Here is a 16,119-nt window from a genome sequence, read left to right as displayed (position 1 = left end):
CTCTCGGGCAGACGCGGCCGGCCGCCCCTATGCGGCCTGAAGCGCGCGTCCGCGCGCACCCACGCCGCAAGAGCGCTCCTGGACGGCCAGCCCAGACGCCGCACCACCTCCTGCGCGTTCATCCCGCACGCGAAATACTCCTCCACCGCGCGCGCCCTCTCCTCGACGCTGAACCTGCGACCACCCATCAGAGACCAGACCTTCCCCCGACCCAACCCCCAACATTCCGTCCGCACCCCCAACGCACCATATCTCGTTTATGCCGTTTACCTCAGATATATGGCATAAACAAGACAGAGTGCAGAAAGGCACCGGAACCCAACGATTCCAGTGCCTTGAGAGTGGGGCCCCAGGGGCTTGAACCCTGGACCGAACGATTATGAGTCGTTTGCTCTAACCGACTGAGCTAGGGCCCCACGTTGGCGAAGGCCAACTCGCATAGTGTAGCATCCGGCTCACATTTTTTGACACCGCCGCAGAAAGTGTGAGCCAAACGAACATCTTGCGTTCGGTTTTTATAGGCGGGAAACGTTGCAGTTCTGCCATTTTTGCTGCAAAAATCTACCATCGGCACTGTTCGTTTGGCTCATACTTTTTCCTGTATGCCGAAAAAGTGTGAGCCGCAACGAATCGAATCACGCCTCTTCGGCACCTTCCATGCCCCGACGCACGTCATGTCCGGAGGCGAAGCGCTCAAGCGCCCCGGTCTTGGCGATGGCCCGGTACAGCGCCCAGCTCATGAGCCCGGCAATCAGCACGCCGCCCAGCACCTCGCAGATCATATGCGTGATGCCGCGCGGACTAATCAGCGCGACGCCCTGATACTGGAAGAACAGCAGGTACAGGCCGTATTCAAGCGCGGTCAGCGCGCCCGAGATAACGGCGATCGCCGGATTGAACACGCGGTACCGCGTCACGGCGAAGGGCAGCTCGGAGAAGATGCCCTGCAACGCCGCCGAGATGAAGACGAAGCTGAAGGCGAAGCTATTGCCGAACAGCATCTCGGCCAGCGAGCCGACGAGGTTCACATAGATCGCAGCCCCCGGCTTGCGGATAATCAGCAGGGCCAACGGCCCGGAGAAATACCAGAAGGCATGCAGAATGCTGGCAAAGCCCGGCAGGATGCCGCCCAGAATCGGCGAAAGAGCCGAATACGCGAAGTTGAAGCCCCAGAATATGACCCCGCAGGCCACGCCGAGCGCGGAGCCGACGGCGATATCGACCGGACGCCAACGCAGCGAGGCCGCAACGCCTGGCGAAGATAGCGCTGGAGAAGATGAAGAAGATGGACGTTTGGATTTGGCGGATATGCTCATGGGACTCCGATCCCTCGTGCTGCGCACAGTAATGTCACGTCACCCTTGCGTATTCGACTTGAGGGGACCTGGGGCGCCCCTTGACCTGCGCAGTCCGGGCGGGAGCGCCAGTCGCCACTGTAGCAGCCCGATGTCACCGCTGGCAATGCTTCCGGCTTGGGCGTAGCCGTCCGTCACCCGGCGGCCGATGCACCCGCCGCTCGCCATCTATCACCCGTCACCCATCTCATAGCGATAAGCGAACATCGGACGCTGGCAACCTTTGCTCAGTACAGTAGGAGCTGGCCGCTGTTGTATCGGCACAACCACACAGCACGCAACTACACAGCGCAGTCAATCAGCGCCAAACGCCAGCTCTCACACAAGGAGACACTATGACATTGCTCAACCCACCTGAGATTCCCACACGCACCGCCCACGACGGCCTAGAATTGCCGGCCATCGGTTTCGGCACCTATAAGGTCGAAGGGCGCGACGGCGTCAAGGCCATCGAATCGGCGCTCGAAGTCGGCTACCGGCTTATCGACAGCGCGTTCAACTATGAGAACGAGGGCACTGTCGGCCGCGCGATCCGCGAATCCGAGGTGCCGCGCGAGCAGATCATCGTCACTTCGAAGCTGCCCGGCCGTCACCACCATTACGACGAGGCCCGCGTCACCATCGAGGAAAGCGTGGAGCGCATGGGGCTGGACTACATCGACCTGTATCTGATCCACTGGCCGAACCCGTCGAAAGGCCTGTACCTCGAGGCCTGGAAGGCGCTCATCGACGCCCAGCAGCAGGGCATCGTCAAGCATATCGGCGTGAGCAACTTCCTGCCCGGCCACATCGACCAGCTCACGCGACTGACCGGCGTGACGCCATCGGTCAATCAGGTCGAGACGCATCCGTACTTCCAGCAGCGTGAGCAGCGCGCCTACGACGATGCGCACGGCATCATCACCGAGGCATGGAGTCCGCTCGGCCGGGCTTCGCAGATGCTCAAGGACCCGGCCATCCGCGCCATCGCCGAGAAGCACAGCGTCTCGCCCGTGCAGGCCGTGCTGCGCTGGCATGTGCAGCTGGGCGATGTGGCCATCCCGAAGTCCATGAACCGCGAGCGCCAGCGGGCCAACATCGATCTGACCGGCTTCGAGCTTGACGAGCAGGATATGGCAGATTTCGCCGCGCTGGACAATCCCGAGGGCCGCTCTGCCGCGCAGAACCCGCAGTGGTACGAAGAGTTCTAGGGACACTTCCGCAACCTGAACCTATACGTCATCGTTATCGTACTTTCGTCACGCAAACAGCCCTATGTGCGTGACGCTGCTACTAGAACCGCCTGCTGCTCGTACTGTTGTCACGCAAACAGCTGAGTTTGCGTGACAACAGTACGAGCAAGTGCATAGCAGGTGCAGGAGCAGACTAACGCAGGCAGATACCCGCGTTAGCAAGCAAATGCAACCGTCAGCAGCGATTCACGCCACGACCAAGCCACCGGCCGGATTCGACAGGTCGGGGTGAGCGGCCTTGACGATGAGCTGCTCGTTGACGAAGGCCAGCTGGCCGATGCGGCTCATCTCGCGCCCGTAGCCCGAGAGCTTGACACCGCCGAAGGGCAGCTCAGGCAGCGAGGCCATGAAGTTGTTGACGTAGACCATGCCGGTCTCGATGCGCGAAGCGACTTCCGAGCCGCGATCCGGGTCGCCGGCGAAGAGGATGCCGCCCAGCCCGTAGGGGTTGTCGTTGGCGAGCGCCACCGCCTCCTCCTCGGAATGCACACGGTACACGGCTGCGACCGGCCCGAACATCTCGCTCTTGTACGCCGGGTTGCTCGTGTCGATGTCGGTGAGGATGGCCGGGCGGAAGAACTGGCCGTCGGAGTCGATTTCGGGATACTGGTAGGCGAGTTTCGCCCCTGCGGCAATCGCATCGTCAAGCTGGCTTTGCAGCTTCTCCTTGGCGCGCTTGGTGTTCATCGGCGCGAGCGTGGTGGCTGGGTCGAGCGGGTCGCCGGGCTTGACGGCAGCGAAGTTCTTCTTGAGCGCGTCGAGGAATTCGTCGTAGACGTTGTCCATCACGATGAAGCGCTTCGACGAGGTGCACACCTGCCCGCAGTTGTAGAGCCGCACGCGCCAGGCGAGGTTGGTGACATCCTCCATATTCGCATCGCCGAGCACAACGAAGGGATCCATGCCGCCAAGCTCCATCGTGTTCTTCTTGAGGTACTTGCCTGCGGCCTCGGCGACCGACTTGCCGCCGCGTTCGGAGCCGGTCAGCGCGACGCCCTGCACGCGCGGGTCGGCAATGGCGTCCGTGACCTGGTCGTAGGTCAGGAACAGGTTCGTCAGCGTCCCCTTCGGCACGCCGGCCTCCTCCACGATTTCGCAGAAGCGCTTGGCTGCGGTCGGCGTGTTCGCCGCATGCTTGAGAATCATCGCGTTGCCGACCATGTAGTTCGGCGCGAAGACGCGCATGATCTGGTAGTACGGGAAGTTCCACGGCTCGACCATCATGACGACGCCCACCGCATGATGCCGCACTTCGGCCTCGCCAGTCGCAATCGTCTCGATCGAATCTGACTTGAGCAGCTCTTCACTGTGATCGGCGAACCAGTCCGCGATGATCGCGCACAGCTCCACTTCTCCGGCCGATTCGCCGACCAGCTTGCCCATGTCGACGGTGCAGATCTCGGCAAGCTCGTCGGCATGCTCGCGCAGTGCAGCGGCGACCTTGTGCAGCAGCGCGCCACGCTCGGCGATCGGCTGGGTCTTGAACTCCTCGTAGCGCTGAGCACCGAGCGCCAGAGCGTCCTGCAGCTCGCTGTCAGCGGCGAAAGGATACTCCGTGACGACTTCGTTGGTATAGGGATTGACTGTTTGATACGTCATGACTACCTCCTTGTAGACGCCTCTAGTCTATTCCTGTGCCGCCACCATGATTGCCGTAAACATGGTGATTTCGCTCACAGACGGCATCCGCGCGAGTCTCGTCACATGGCTGGCCTACCGCACGGTAGATCTACTACTGCACGATACGGTCTGCTACTGCACGGTAACGTTTACTGAACAACGGTCCAGTCGTTGATGCTCTTGCCGTCGTTGTCGAAGAACTGCAACCAGCCGTTGGCGCGGCCGAAATAGAGGAACAGGCCGGTCTCGTTCACGCTTTTGAGCACGATGTCGTCAGTCGTCTCGAAATCCTCGATCGCGTCGGCGTGCTCCTGGCGAAGCATGTTGCCCCAGCGATCATCGAGGCCGACCGAGCCATCCTTATTGAGCGGGGCCTCGCGGCGCAGCTTCGCGCCCTTCTTGATGACCATCTCGTTGCGCTTGCGCCACAGTACCGTGGCCGTGCTTTCGAAATTATCGAGATGGAATTCGACTGCGGACACTTCTTTGCTCCAACGGTGCCGGGCTTTGGCGTGCGGTTTCTTTGCTGCCGCCGAAACCGTCGCAGTCGCCGCAGTCGCAGTTGCCGTAGTTACCCCTGCTGGGTTTGCCGCGTTCTGTTCGCTCATTGTGCCCCTCCGTGCCGGATGCCTGCTGTTACGTTTGCTACGTTGCCTGACTCATCACTGCCGTATCACAGCACAGTGCAGCATCGTTCGCCGTATCAATTCATCGTACAGGAATGCGCGCATGAGCGTCGTGCGAAGTGACCGCGTCCGCATTGGCCATCACGCGGCGCAACCCGGCCAGAATCATGGCCGCAAGCTCCTCGCCCGCCCGGCACTGGCGCGATTCCAGTTCATCAGAGCCCCAGTCCTCCCCCGCAGCCAGCAGACTGGTCGGCGTTGGAATAGCCCGCAGAAAAGCGAACAGCGAACGCATCGCCGTATCCGGGACCAGCGCATGCCTGCGCGTGCCGCCCGTGGCGACCAGCGTCACCGGCATATTCACGATCGCGTCCACGTCCACGATGTCCCAGAAGGACTTGAACAGCCCTGAATAGGAGGCTTTGAACACCGGCGTCGCCGCAATCAGCGCGTCGCTGGACGTGACCTGATCGAGCACATCGCGCAGCGCGTCGGTCAACTGGTAATTGACTGCGGCCACGGCGATATCCGCCGCGAAATCCTTCAAATCGACATGCCGCAGCTCGCACTCACGGCCGTGGCGCTGCAGCGTCTCCTGCGCCCGCGCCGCCACGGCATCGCCCAGCCGCCCGGTGGCGGAATGCTCGGATACGCCGGCGCTTACGACGGTGATGCGATAGGCACCGCTGTGTTTCGCGGCGACATCGGTAACGTCGGTAACACTGGCAGCATCGGCAACGTCCACGATATCTGCGATGCCCGCCTCGATGCGCTGCCCACCGAAGCCGCCCACCATGCCGCGCTCGGCATACGCACCCGCTATGACAGCGCCCTGCCCCATGCTCATATTCTGGCCTTCCCCATATGCGGCCGATGTCGGCTGCGTTCCTTCACATCGACGTTCATGCCGAATGCCGTGCATGCCCGTTGCCATACCTTCGTATGCCTGTCAATCAACAGGTACACCCGCCGCGCGTATGGCGTCAAGGCCCAAGCTCGCGCATTCGCCTGCATCAGCATTATGACAAGGACTCTCGCAATGACTGCACGCACTGCGCACAAACCTCAAGAAAAGCCTAGGCGCAGAGCACAGAGCGGCGTCTGCATCGGCAAATCCGATCGCAATGATCGTATCCGATGCAGACGCCGCTCTGTGATAAAGCCGACATTCCAGTATGTCCGCTGTAGGCCGAAAGCCTAGGCACCTATGAGTCCGTCAGCGATGCCGCCGCTGGACTACGCGGGCACCGAGCCGCAGGCTACTTGGCTTTTGTCGCGCCGATATCGCCGGTGAAGTCGATGTCCTTGGTCTCCTTCGTCATAATCAGAGAAATAAAGGTCAGTGCAGAGGCGACGGCGAGGTAGACGCCCACCATCCAGGTGCTGCCGCCAGCAGCGGCCCACAGCGCGGTCGCGATGATCGGGGCGAGCGCAGCACCGAGAATCGAGCTGACGTTGTAGGCGATGGCCGAACCGGTGTAGCGCACGTTGGTCGGGAACATCTCAGGCAGCAGCGCGCCCATCGGGCCGAAAGTGAAGCCCATGAGCGTGAAGCCGATGATCAGGAAGGCCTCGATCATCGCGCCGTTGAATGAGTTGTTCGCCTTGTTGTCGAGGAAGATCGGGAACATCAGTCCGAAGACGATGATGATGGCGGTGACCCACAGCAGCAGCTTGCGGCGTCCCATCGAATCGGCAAGCGGACCGGAAAGTATCGTGAACAGGCCGAAGAACACCACGCCGATGATCTGCATCAGCACGAAGTCGGTATAGGAGATGCCCAAGCCCGATGGGGTCACATTGGACGGATGGGTGCCATAGGAGAGGGTGAAGGTTGTCGTGAGGTAGAAGAGCACGTAGGTGGCGAGCATGGCGAAGGTGCCCAGCACCACAGCCTTCAAGTGATGGCGCAGCGTGTCGAACAGCGGTATCTTGACGATGGTGCCCTTGGCTTCCGCCTGCTTGAAGGTCTCCGATTCCGCAAGCTTCGAACGCACATACAGGCCGATGATCACCATCACCGAGCTGAAGAGGAATGGAATGCGCCATCCCCAGCTCAGGAACGCCTCAGACTGCATGGTCGAGCTGGTGGGATGCGGCAGCGCGAAGTTGATGATAAGGAACAGCCCGTTGGCGATGATGAAGCCCAGCGGCGCGCCAAGCTGCGGGAAGGTGCCGTACAACGCTCGTTTGTTCGCAGGCGCGTTTTCGGTGGCGACCAGAGCCGCTCCCGACCACTCGCCGCCCAGCGCGAAGCCCTGCGTGAGACGAAGGATAAGCAGCAGCAGCGCGGCCCACAGACCGATCTGCTTGAATGTGGGGAGCAGCCCCACCAGGAAGGTGGCGATGCCCATAGTCATCAGGCAGGCGACGAGGGTCGCCTTGCGACCGCGCTTATCGCCCATATGCCCGTAGAATATGGCGCCGACCGGGCGCGCGATCATTGCGGCGCCGAACACGCCGAATGAAGCCAGCTGGCTTGCGACCGGATTGCCAACCGGGAAGAACAGCTTGGGGAAGACCAGCACGGCCGCGGTCGCATAGACGTAGAAATCGTAGAATTCGACCGTCGTGCCTACCAGGCTCGCGCCGATCACCTCCGCTGGGGAGTTTAATGGTTTGCTTTGGGCTTTCTTAGTGGCTGCGGCGGAATGCACCGTCGCCACTGTCGCCTCTTCGGCTATTGAGGACACTGTCCTTTTCCCTCTCTCAATCTTTCTCTGCTGCGCAATGATGCATGGCGCAGCTTCAACTCGGTCATGCCTTTGTATGGGTTCATGAGATGCGGATGACCGGGCGATAATAGGCGTCCTTGTGGGACTTGCCTTGACAAGCGATAATAAGGGCTGGCCTGTATTTCAGGAAGGTCCTGACCATCATGCGGACACAATGGGCACAGTCAGGCGCGCTCAACTGCGTGAATCAGGCACATGTCATTGCAAAACGCGCACGCGGCTACGACTATGCCTATGACTACAACGCCGAAAGCAGCCCCGGCAAATAGCGGTCGACCACGTCCTTGCGGATGGCGACCGTTTTCGCCTGCCCGACCTTGCGCGTCGTGACCAGCCCCGCCTGCTTGAGAATCTTGATGTGGTACGAGATGTTCTGCTTCGTCGTATCCTCGGCGATCATCTCGCCAAGATCGGCGCAGCTGCATACCTCACCCTTGCTGTAGAGATCCCTGACGATCTTGAGCCGCCCTTCGTCGGACAGCGCCTTGAAAATGCTCACCTTGGCTGCGTCATTAGTCTCCATGCCCCAAGGGTATCGCATCGCGCCGCCGCTGCGGATGGAGTCCTTCTTCAAGCGCAGCGTTCGGCTGACAGCGCAGCATACAGGCTGTCGCCTGGGCGAGATATCTTGTCTCAAGAGTCAAATATCTTTTTGACTCTTTTACCAATGACTATGACACAAACCCAATGATTAGAAAAGAAAGCTCATTGTGAAGAAATACATTCCGCTGTTTTTCGTGCTGATGTTCATCGTGGGGACGGACACATTCCTCGTCTCGCCACTGCTGCCGACGCTCTCGGCTATGTACCATATCCCGACCGCGCAATCGGGGTGGATCACGAGCGCGTACGCCATCGGCTACGTCATAGCCGCTCTGCTGGCCGGGCCGATCTCCGACAATCGCGACAAGAAGAAGGTGCTGGTCGGCGGCTTCCTCGGGTTCGCGCTTGCCACGTTCCTATGCGGCTTCGCATTCACGTTTCCGCTGATGCTGCTGTTTCGCTTTCTGGCCGGCGTGTCCGCCGCCATCGGCGGCCCGCAGATCTGGGCGTCCATCCCCGTGGTCATCGAGCGCAAGTACGTGATTCGCGCCATGGGCTACGTGGGCGCGGCACTGTCCGTCTCCCAGCTGGCCGGCGTGCCGATCGGCAGCTTCCTCGCCTCCGTCACATGGCGACTGCCGTTCCTCGTCATCGGCGGCCTTTCACTGGCCTTGTGCCTGATCACGCAGCTTATGCTGCCGACGCTCAACCCAAACCCAGCACCGCAAGCGACTGCGGCGGGTGATTCTGCGCAGCAGGCACGGGCGACGCGAGAATCGCAGCCGTCACAGGTGCAGTCGCAGCCGTCACCGTCGCAGCCGCGCAACAGCTTCCTGCAGACCTATGCATCCGTCCTGTCGAACCGGATGTCTCTCGCTGTGCTGCTTGGCTACTTCCTGTTCCAGCTGGGCAATTTCAGCGTGCTCAACTTCATCGGCACCTGGTTCAACAAGGACTTCCGGCTCTCGCTGACCAGCATCGGCACGGCGATGATCTTCATCGGCATCGGCAATCTGATCGGCACCGTTTTCGGCAGCCGGCTTTCCGAACGGCTCGGCATCCGCACGTCGCTGCTGCTCGGCTTCGGCGTGCTGTTCGCGCTGTATCTGGCGCTGCCCTTCGCGCCCAGCCCAGTGTTCGCGACCATCGGCCTGACGCTCGTGATGCTGGTCAACGGCTTCATCTTCCCGCTGTTCATGACGCTGCTGCAGAGCACATCGACCAACGCGCGCAGCACCATGTCCTCGCTCGGCAACGCGGCCATGTACGCCGGTTCCAGCGTCGCCGGCATCATCGGCGGCAGCCTCATCACCGCATTCCCCAGCTTCTTCGGCATCGCCTATTTCACCATCATCGCCTACGTGCTTTCCCTGGCCGTCTACACCGCCAGCGGCAGCCTCAACGGCACCGACAAATAATGGCAAGTAAAATCTAAAATCGATTGGCACTCATACGCATGCAAACAGCCGGAGAAGCCTGTAGCCGTGGGTACATGCTGAGACGATGCGCCTATCGGCGCTATCTGTAGTGCAATAGTCAAGCGACAGAGGTCTATCGACGCTATCTGTAGTGCCGACGCTTCGTCACTTCACCGCCCAACGCCCAGAAACAACGATTTTTGGGCGCAGCCGGTCGCTGTATCGCCAATAGGGCACTACAGATAGCGCCGATAGACCTCAGCGCACCCGACAATCAACTACAGATAAGGCAGTTACTTAGCCGCGCTTGAACTCTCGACGTGCTTGACGAAAGCCTCGGCGAAGGCTTTGATGAAGCCTTCGGCGGACGACGCGAGCTCGCCATTCTCATCGAAGCCGGTGAGCGCGTTGAAATAGACCTCAGGCTGGCCCATAAGCTTCGTGTCGAGGAACACCAGCACGTTGCGCAAGGCGGCCTGCGCCTGCGTGGCGCCCAGCGCACCGCCCGACGCACCGATAAGCGCAGCCGGCTTGCCGGCGAAGGAGCTTTGGCCCCACGGGCGCGAACCCCAGTCGATGGCGTTCTTCAGTACGCCGGAGAAGCTGCGATTGTATTCAGGCGTGACGAACAGCACGCCGTCAGCGCCTTCGACGAGCTGCTTGAGCGCGGTGGCCTCGGGCGGGAAGTCGGCTTCGAGATCCTGATTGAACAGCGGCAGATTCAGATTCGCGTAGACGAATTCGGCGCCCTCCGGTGCCAGCCGCTCGACGCTTTTAGCGAGTCGCAGATTGTAGGAGTCTTTGCGCAGCGAACCGACAAGGACGGCGATGGTGGTCATGGTTGTTCTCTTTTCATTCGAGGGTGTCATAAGTTTCAAACTGATAGAAGCTTGAGTGAGCACTATCGTATGGGATAACGCGCACCTTCTGTCGCGATTGCCCTAATAGAAAAGCGGGAATAATTTGCCCATCTCGTAAACTGGGGAGCATTATGTGCAGTTTGAGGCACGGCAGCCGTGGCATATGCTCGGCACGGCGCTTGGCGAAGATGGAAAGGGGCACGGTTGAACGCAGTTCGCAAGGCCGCAGTTCGCGGCATCACAGCCCACGATGCCACGGTTCGTAACGGTGCAATTCGTGCGACCGCAGATTCCATTCCCAAGACGCTGCATGTCATCAGCCCGCTCGGCTGGATCGCCGAAGCCTTCGCGATGCCGCAAATCAATGCTGCCGCAGATTGCGCGGCAGGATGCATCCCCGGCTGGCGCATCGTGCAGCATTCCACATTGGAGCCGGCGCGAGATCTCGCCGACGATGCCACATGGATAGCCCCCGAGACTCTGGTATCGCTCAATGCGTGGCGCGCACAACAGGATTTGGAACCGCTGATGTTTCGCGCCCCGCGACCGGACTGGCCCGATCTGCTGCCCAGCGACTTGTCGGGCCGAAGCATGCTGATTGCCACCGTTGCCGAGATTGCAGCCTGGCATGAATTTCCGGCAGACCTCGGCTCTCAGCCGTGGTCGCAGCTGTGCAACGGCCGGGTTGCCGGGTTCAATGCGGCGCGACGCGATCTGGACGCCTTGCAATCAGTCGTCAGCGATGCGCCCGCCGAGTCGAATATCATGCTGAGCGAGCATGTGCCCGGCATCAGCGAGGAATGGAATGTGCTCGTGCACTACGGCGTTGCTGCAGCCGTGAGCCCGTATTGTCTCCACACTCCCCCGGACAGCCATGCCATCGTCACGGTGTTCGACCTGCCCGCAGACGGCCTTTATGCGGCCTCCGACTTCGCGCAGACTGGATTCTCACAGTTTGCATACCCACAACTCGCGCACCCACAATCCAAGTCCCCACAACCCACGCAGGCACAGTTTGCGTATCCACACGGGCATTTTCACCAACGCTATCGTGCAATCGCCGCACAGGCGGCCGAACGCGCTGCAGCGGCGATCGGAACGAGCGACGCCAGCATACTCATCGCCTTCCGAGCCGAAGGCGATGCCCCGATCATTCTTGAAATCGACCCTGTCTGGTGCTCGACCCCGTATCCATACGACACGCAGGGCATGCACGCCTTCATGGAGTCCATCGCCGAAGCTCGGCTGCTTCCCTCTGCCCGCCATGCATCACATCCGCACGCGCTCGACGCCCCCGCAACCGAGCAGCAGGAAAGCGATTCCCCGTTCATCCCCGACCCGTGGATGGTCGCGCGATATGCCAACCGCTACCGCAGCTATTGACGCCGCTTCCACCTGAACTTCAGCACCGCAGCATATGCCAAGACGCAGGCAGCGTAAGCAGTCGCCCTTTATCCGCATCGGGAACCCAAACCTGCCATATGCGTAGGTCATTTGCTTTTCTTTTGCTTTTGAAAGCAAAAGAAAAGCAAATGACAGGCAAAAGAGATTTTGGCGGAATACCAACGATTCCGAGCTGCACCCATCCAAAAGTGCATTAGCTAGGCAAAAGAAAATCCGGTGAATATGATTCCGGATCGGGCACATGGCGCGCACAGATTAACGCAGATTCATAAGTCGTTCAGGCTCAACGCCTCACACCCAATCAATCGGCAGCTCGATATCCGGTCGCTCACGTGCGCGGAATCGGTCCTAGCGATGCACGCTTGATTACTTTCGCGGGAATAAGTCCCACTCCGTGCGCCGCCGCAGCGAATGCGGTCTCCTCGCCCTCGCCGAGCAGACGCAGGGCTTCGCGCATCGCGGCGACGCCCATCTGGTCGAAATCAGGGCGAACCGTGGTTAGCGGGGGGTAGAGATCGCCCATCCCAGGCATATCATCGAAGCCGACCACGCTGATATCGCGCGGGACACGAAGCCGGTGCTCATGCAGGGCGCGGATGACGCCGACGGCCTGCGTATCGTTGGCCGTGACGACGACGGTCGGGCGGCTTGAACCGCTCGAACCGAAATGGTCGAGTACGTGGTTCATACGGCCGTAGGCCTCCGAAGACTCCCACGATTCGCACTGCTCGATATGCGACGATATGGACAACGCCTGCGATGACTTGCTCCAAGCCAGCATGCGCGTCGTCGCATCGCGCCACTGCGGCGGGCCTGCGAAATACAGCGCCGAACGGTGGCCATAGCCGGCGACCAGCTGTGCCACCTCCGCCATCGCGCCCCACTGGTCGATGCCGACAAGCGCGGTATGACGCCGGTCGTCGGGATGCTCCAACCGGCCGGCCTCGCGCATGCCCAGCGCCCCGTGCGTGGAGGTGAGCAGCACGCGCGGCTGGTCGAGCCGCACCCGGCATGCCGCGCGGAACATCATATCGGTAGGGGTCAGAAACAGGAAGGCGTCAACATTCTGCTCGTCAAAGGTCTCACACAGCCCGTTGAACTCCTCCTGCGTACACTGCGCCTCCTGCACCAGCGAAACCGACATGAACAGACCGCGCGCATGCGCCAAAGCCTCAATGGCGGCAATGGCTGAAATCGCACTGTAGAATCGCAGCCCTCCGGCAATCAGCCCTATCGTGCGCGAACGCTTCGAGGCGAGCGCCCGCGCCGAGTTGCTGGGGTGATAGTCGAGCGCGGCGATGGCCTCCTGCACCTTGGCGCGCGTGGCGGAGGAGACGTCGGGCGAGTTGTTGATGACCCTCGACACGGTCTGATGGCTGACTCCCGCCAGCTTCGCCACTTCGAACATCGACGGGCGCTTGCCGCTGCCATGACTCGTCTTCATCCTGCCTCCCTGCGCATGCCGCCATTCTTGTAGGCCCATTTTGTGGGTGATTCCTTTGGTCGCCGTCATTGGGACCGCAAACATGCATGTATGCAATCGAGCATACCGCGTGATTTGTAACGACGAACTTAGCTCACACCAAATGCCAGGAGCGGCGGTGGAGATCGGTTGCGCCGTAGCGTGCGATGGCCTCGCGGTGGGCTGCGGAGCCGTAGCCCTTGTTGTGGTCCCATTGGTAGGGCCGGTACAGGTCGTTGCCGCGCGCGATGCTGACCATGAGCCGGTCTCTGGTCACCTTGGCGATGACGGAGGCCGCAGCCACGCTGGCGCATTGCTGATCGGCCTTGACCAAGGTGACCACATGAGCCGCAATGGGCACATCCGGGGCATCGAAGGTATTCAACGCTTTGGTGATGTAGTCGTTCGGGCCATCGAGTATGGCACCGACGCGCAGTGCCGAAGACGCAGCAATCGAAGCCGGTGCTGTAATGGAAGACGACGCAGCGTTAGAAGACGCAGTGCTGGAAGACACAGCGGCATCGACAGTATTCCCCGCATGAGTCTCAGCATCGAGACCAAGCGTGCGTTCGACGCCGTTGAGCGCGCGCAATGCCGCCACTCCCAAGGCATGCGAGATGCCCCACTCGTCGATTTCCGCGCTGCTCGCCTGCCCGACCGCATGAGCAGCGCACCACGTCTGCAATGGCTCGAACAGCGCCTCACGTCGATGCTCGGTCAGCAGCTTGGAATCAGCTAGCCCTTCCGGCACCCCATAGTCAGGCAGCCTGCGGGCCCAAATCGCCGCAGCGCCGACCATAACCGGACCTGCCAGCGCGCCACGGCCCACCTCGTCGAAGCCGACGATCAGATCGAAGCCCTGGCCTGCCAGCTCGTTCTCAAGATCCAGCGTCGGTTTAAGACGCAAGCGAGGCTTGCTCTGCCCCTCCATCTCACTGAGCGGTGCTGTCTCACCGAACTGCGCTGCCTCACTGAACCGTGCCATCAGGCACCTTGTCGAAAACATCGTGATGCCCGCTCAGCGAGCCGATGCGCCCGAACGGCCAATACGTCGTCAGCGCCACGCCAGCGATATCGTTGATGGGCACCAAACCATTGGCCCCATCGTCCTGATGGTAGCGCGAATCGGCGGAATTCGAACGGTTATCGCCCATCACGAAGACATGGTCGGGCGTCACATGCACGCGGAAGGGAAAGTCGCTCGGCTCGACGCCAGGGCGAGTGTACGAAGTCTCGTTGATGGCCACGCCGTTGATCGTCACCGGCTTGCCCGCGCCCGCGCATTCCACGACATCGCCCGGCAGCCCGATAAGCCGCTTGATGAGATCATCGCTCGCGAAACGGTTGCCCTCATCGTTCAGCCAATTTGCCGGATCCTTGAAGACGACGACATCACCGCGATGCAGATGGAAGTATTTCGGCGTGAGCTTGGTGGTGATGACCCGGTCGCCTATCTGGATGGTGTCCATCATCGACCCCGAGGGAATCGTGTAGAAGCCCAGCAGGAAAATACGCACCAGCAGCACAATCAGAATCGGGATGCCGCACCAGATCAGCGTGTCGCGCCATCCCATGCGCCCGTTGTCGGCAGCAGTGCCGGCTGCATTCGCATGTTCAGGTACGTGCCGGCGGGCAGCCGGAACGGGGTCAACGCCGTGATCGGCGACTTCGAGGATATGGGAGTCTTGGGAATCGCTCTCGTCGCTCGCCGCATCGACCTGCTGCATATGCTCCTCCGAATCGTAGCGGGAGCCTGAGGTCCCAGTCTGCATGAGCAATCCCCCGGTCTGCGCCGTTATTAGTTGCGCCGTCACTTGTGTCTGTGCGCCATTGTGCGCCATCATACCGACCGAAGCCTACAGCCGGGACGCCGCACAGCGCCAAGATTGCAGACAATGAGTCGCTCGGACTTTCGTCACGCAATACCCCGGTTTTGCGTGACGCCAGTACTAGGACCGCCAACTTCTAGTAGCGTTGTCACGCAAAACGCCCTGTTTGCGTGACGTTAGTACTAGGAGGGGCATCAACCCCGCAGAACGCCAGTGGCCCGGCCAATCACAAGGATTGCCGGGCCACCGCTGATGCGCATGTGCATCAGATGAGCAGCAAACTCACTTCGCGCTGTTGTCGCGACGCTCGACGATGCGAGCGGCCTTGCCACGCAGCGAGCGCAAGTAGTACAGCTTCGCGCGACGCACGCGGCCCTTGCGCACCAGCTTGATCGAATCGATCGCCGGGGAGTGCAGCGGGAAGCGGCGCTCGACGCCGGTGCCGAAGCTGACCTTGCGCACGATGAAGGTCTCACGCACGCCAGTGCCCTGACGGGCGATCACCACGCCGGTGAACGTCTGGATACGGGAGTTGTTGCCTTCCTGAATCTTGACGTTGACGTCGACGGTGTCGCCGGGGCGGAACTCCGGAATGCTATCGACGGACTTCATATGAGCGGCATCAAATGCCTCAATGGCGTTAACCATGATTATCTCCTGTCACTGCCGCATATCAGCGCACATCCTTTGGACTCGCCGCAGACATTGCTACCAACGTACCGACGGTGTGCCCAACAATCTGTATTTCCAGCGCGTTGCCCTGGAAAGCCAGCCGATTCGCCTCGCAACCCTTGCGGGAGCGCGGCTGAACCCCGGTGAAGCGACAGGCCTATGCGGCGGCCCGTCACTCGACACAGCAAAACTCAAGCATAAGCGGTTCGCCAGACAGCAGCGGAACGGGCTTCACCGTCCGCGAGTCTGGGAAACGCAGTCAAAAACGCAGTTACAACGGCAAGCCCTATGATCCATATGTTTCGCACAACGCCGCACAACGCCACGGCGACACTCCGGTTGCACCTCGATTGACAAATCCAG

General features: G+C 60.9%; 15 protein-coding genes and 1 tRNA gene. 3 read left to right on the top strand and 13 right to left on the bottom strand.

Features of this window, described 5'->3' with window-relative positions; translation table 11 throughout:
- The 3 genes from DDF78_RS12290 to DDF78_RS05060 all read right to left on the bottom strand — a co-directional run.
- Positions 1-188 (bottom strand): transposase (locus DDF78_RS12290; protein WP_152587864.1); only part of this gene is annotated, 188 nt, incomplete at its 3' end.
- 154 nt (positions 189-342) lie between these two features.
- A tRNA-Ile gene (locus DDF78_RS05065) sits at positions 343-416 on the bottom strand.
- A gap of 219 nt (positions 417-635) precedes the next feature.
- Positions 636-1,316, bottom strand: coding sequence for an ECF transporter S component (locus DDF78_RS05060; RefSeq protein WP_152580643.1), 681 nt, complete (start codon positions 1,314-1,316; stop codon positions 636-638).
- Positions 1,317-1,696: 380 nt separating this feature from the next.
- Here DDF78_RS05060 and DDF78_RS05055 point away from each other — a divergent pair, with 380 nt between their 5' ends.
- Positions 1,697-2,545, top strand: coding sequence for an aldo/keto reductase (locus DDF78_RS05055; protein ID WP_202613219.1), 849 nt, complete (start codon positions 1,697-1,699; stop codon positions 2,543-2,545).
- A 228-nt stretch (positions 2,546-2,773) separates the two neighbouring features.
- Here DDF78_RS05055 and DDF78_RS05050 read toward each other — a convergent pair whose 3' ends face one another.
- The 5 genes from DDF78_RS05050 to DDF78_RS05030 all read right to left on the bottom strand — a co-directional run bounded on the left by DDF78_RS05050 (position 2,774) and on the right by DDF78_RS05030 (position 8,091).
- Positions 2,774-4,186, bottom strand: a complete 1,413-nt coding sequence (locus DDF78_RS05050; RefSeq protein ID WP_152580641.1) for an NAD-dependent succinate-semialdehyde dehydrogenase — start codon at positions 4,184-4,186, stop codon at positions 2,774-2,776.
- A 170-nt stretch (positions 4,187-4,356) separates the two neighbouring features.
- A complete protein-coding gene (locus DDF78_RS05045) occupies positions 4,357-4,815 on the bottom strand; it encodes a hypothetical protein (RefSeq protein ID WP_152580640.1) in 459 nt (152 codons plus the stop codon).
- A gap of 100 nt (positions 4,816-4,915) precedes the next feature.
- The gene (locus DDF78_RS05040; protein ID WP_162000703.1) at positions 4,916-5,680 is read right to left on the bottom strand and encodes a CE1759 family FMN reductase; all 765 of its coding nucleotides are present in this window, start codon (positions 5,678-5,680) and stop codon (positions 4,916-4,918) included.
- Positions 5,681-6,092: 412 nt separating this feature from the next.
- Positions 6,093-7,526, bottom strand: coding sequence for an MFS transporter (locus DDF78_RS05035; protein ID WP_237564557.1), 1,434 nt, complete (start codon positions 7,524-7,526; stop codon positions 6,093-6,095).
- Between the two features lie 280 nt (positions 7,527-7,806).
- The gene (locus DDF78_RS05030) at positions 7,807-8,091 is read right to left on the bottom strand and encodes an ArsR/SmtB family transcription factor (RefSeq protein ID WP_162000702.1); all 285 of its coding nucleotides are present in this window, start codon (positions 8,089-8,091) and stop codon (positions 7,807-7,809) included.
- Between the two features lie 187 nt (positions 8,092-8,278).
- Between DDF78_RS05030 and DDF78_RS05025 the strand changes: the two genes are divergently transcribed.
- Positions 8,279-9,529, top strand: coding sequence for an MFS transporter (locus DDF78_RS05025; RefSeq protein ID WP_202613213.1), 1,251 nt, complete (start codon positions 8,279-8,281; stop codon positions 9,527-9,529).
- 293 nt (positions 9,530-9,822) lie between these two features.
- Here DDF78_RS05025 and DDF78_RS05020 read toward each other — a convergent pair whose 3' ends face one another.
- Positions 9,823-10,368, bottom strand: coding sequence for an NADPH-dependent FMN reductase (locus DDF78_RS05020; protein WP_152580637.1), 546 nt, complete (start codon positions 10,366-10,368; stop codon positions 9,823-9,825).
- Positions 10,369-10,593: 225 nt separating this feature from the next.
- Between DDF78_RS05020 and DDF78_RS05015 the strand changes: the two genes are divergently transcribed.
- Positions 10,594-11,772, top strand: a complete 1,179-nt coding sequence (locus tag DDF78_RS05015; protein ID WP_152580636.1) for a hypothetical protein — start codon at positions 10,594-10,596, stop codon at positions 11,770-11,772.
- Positions 11,773-12,121: 349 nt separating this feature from the next.
- Here the strand turns inward: DDF78_RS05015 and DDF78_RS05010 are convergent, their stop codons facing one another.
- The 4 genes from DDF78_RS05010 to rplS form a co-directional block, all read right to left on the bottom strand.
- A complete protein-coding gene (locus DDF78_RS05010; protein ID WP_415481928.1) occupies positions 12,122-13,237 on the bottom strand; it encodes a LacI family DNA-binding transcriptional regulator in 1,116 nt (371 codons plus the stop codon).
- Between the two features lie 133 nt (positions 13,238-13,370).
- Positions 13,371-14,186, bottom strand: coding sequence for a ribonuclease HII (rnhB, locus tag DDF78_RS05005; protein ID WP_162000707.1), 816 nt, complete (start codon positions 14,184-14,186; stop codon positions 13,371-13,373).
- 37 nt (positions 14,187-14,223) lie between these two features.
- Positions 14,224-14,982, bottom strand: coding sequence for a signal peptidase I (gene lepB / locus DDF78_RS05000; RefSeq protein ID WP_152580669.1), 759 nt, complete (start codon positions 14,980-14,982; stop codon positions 14,224-14,226).
- A 384-nt stretch (positions 14,983-15,366) separates the two neighbouring features.
- Positions 15,367-15,732, bottom strand: coding sequence for a 50S ribosomal protein L19 (gene rplS / locus DDF78_RS04995; protein WP_152580634.1), 366 nt, complete (start codon positions 15,730-15,732; stop codon positions 15,367-15,369).
- Positions 15,733-16,119 lie beyond the last annotated feature (387 nt).

The sequence above is a fragment of the Bifidobacterium tibiigranuli genome, from assembly GCF_009371885.1.
GTDB lineage: Bacteria > Actinomycetota > Actinomycetes > Actinomycetales > Bifidobacteriaceae > Bifidobacterium > Bifidobacterium tibiigranuli.
Note: the sequence above shows the minus strand (reverse complement) of the source record. Positions and strands in the feature narration are given on the sequence as shown.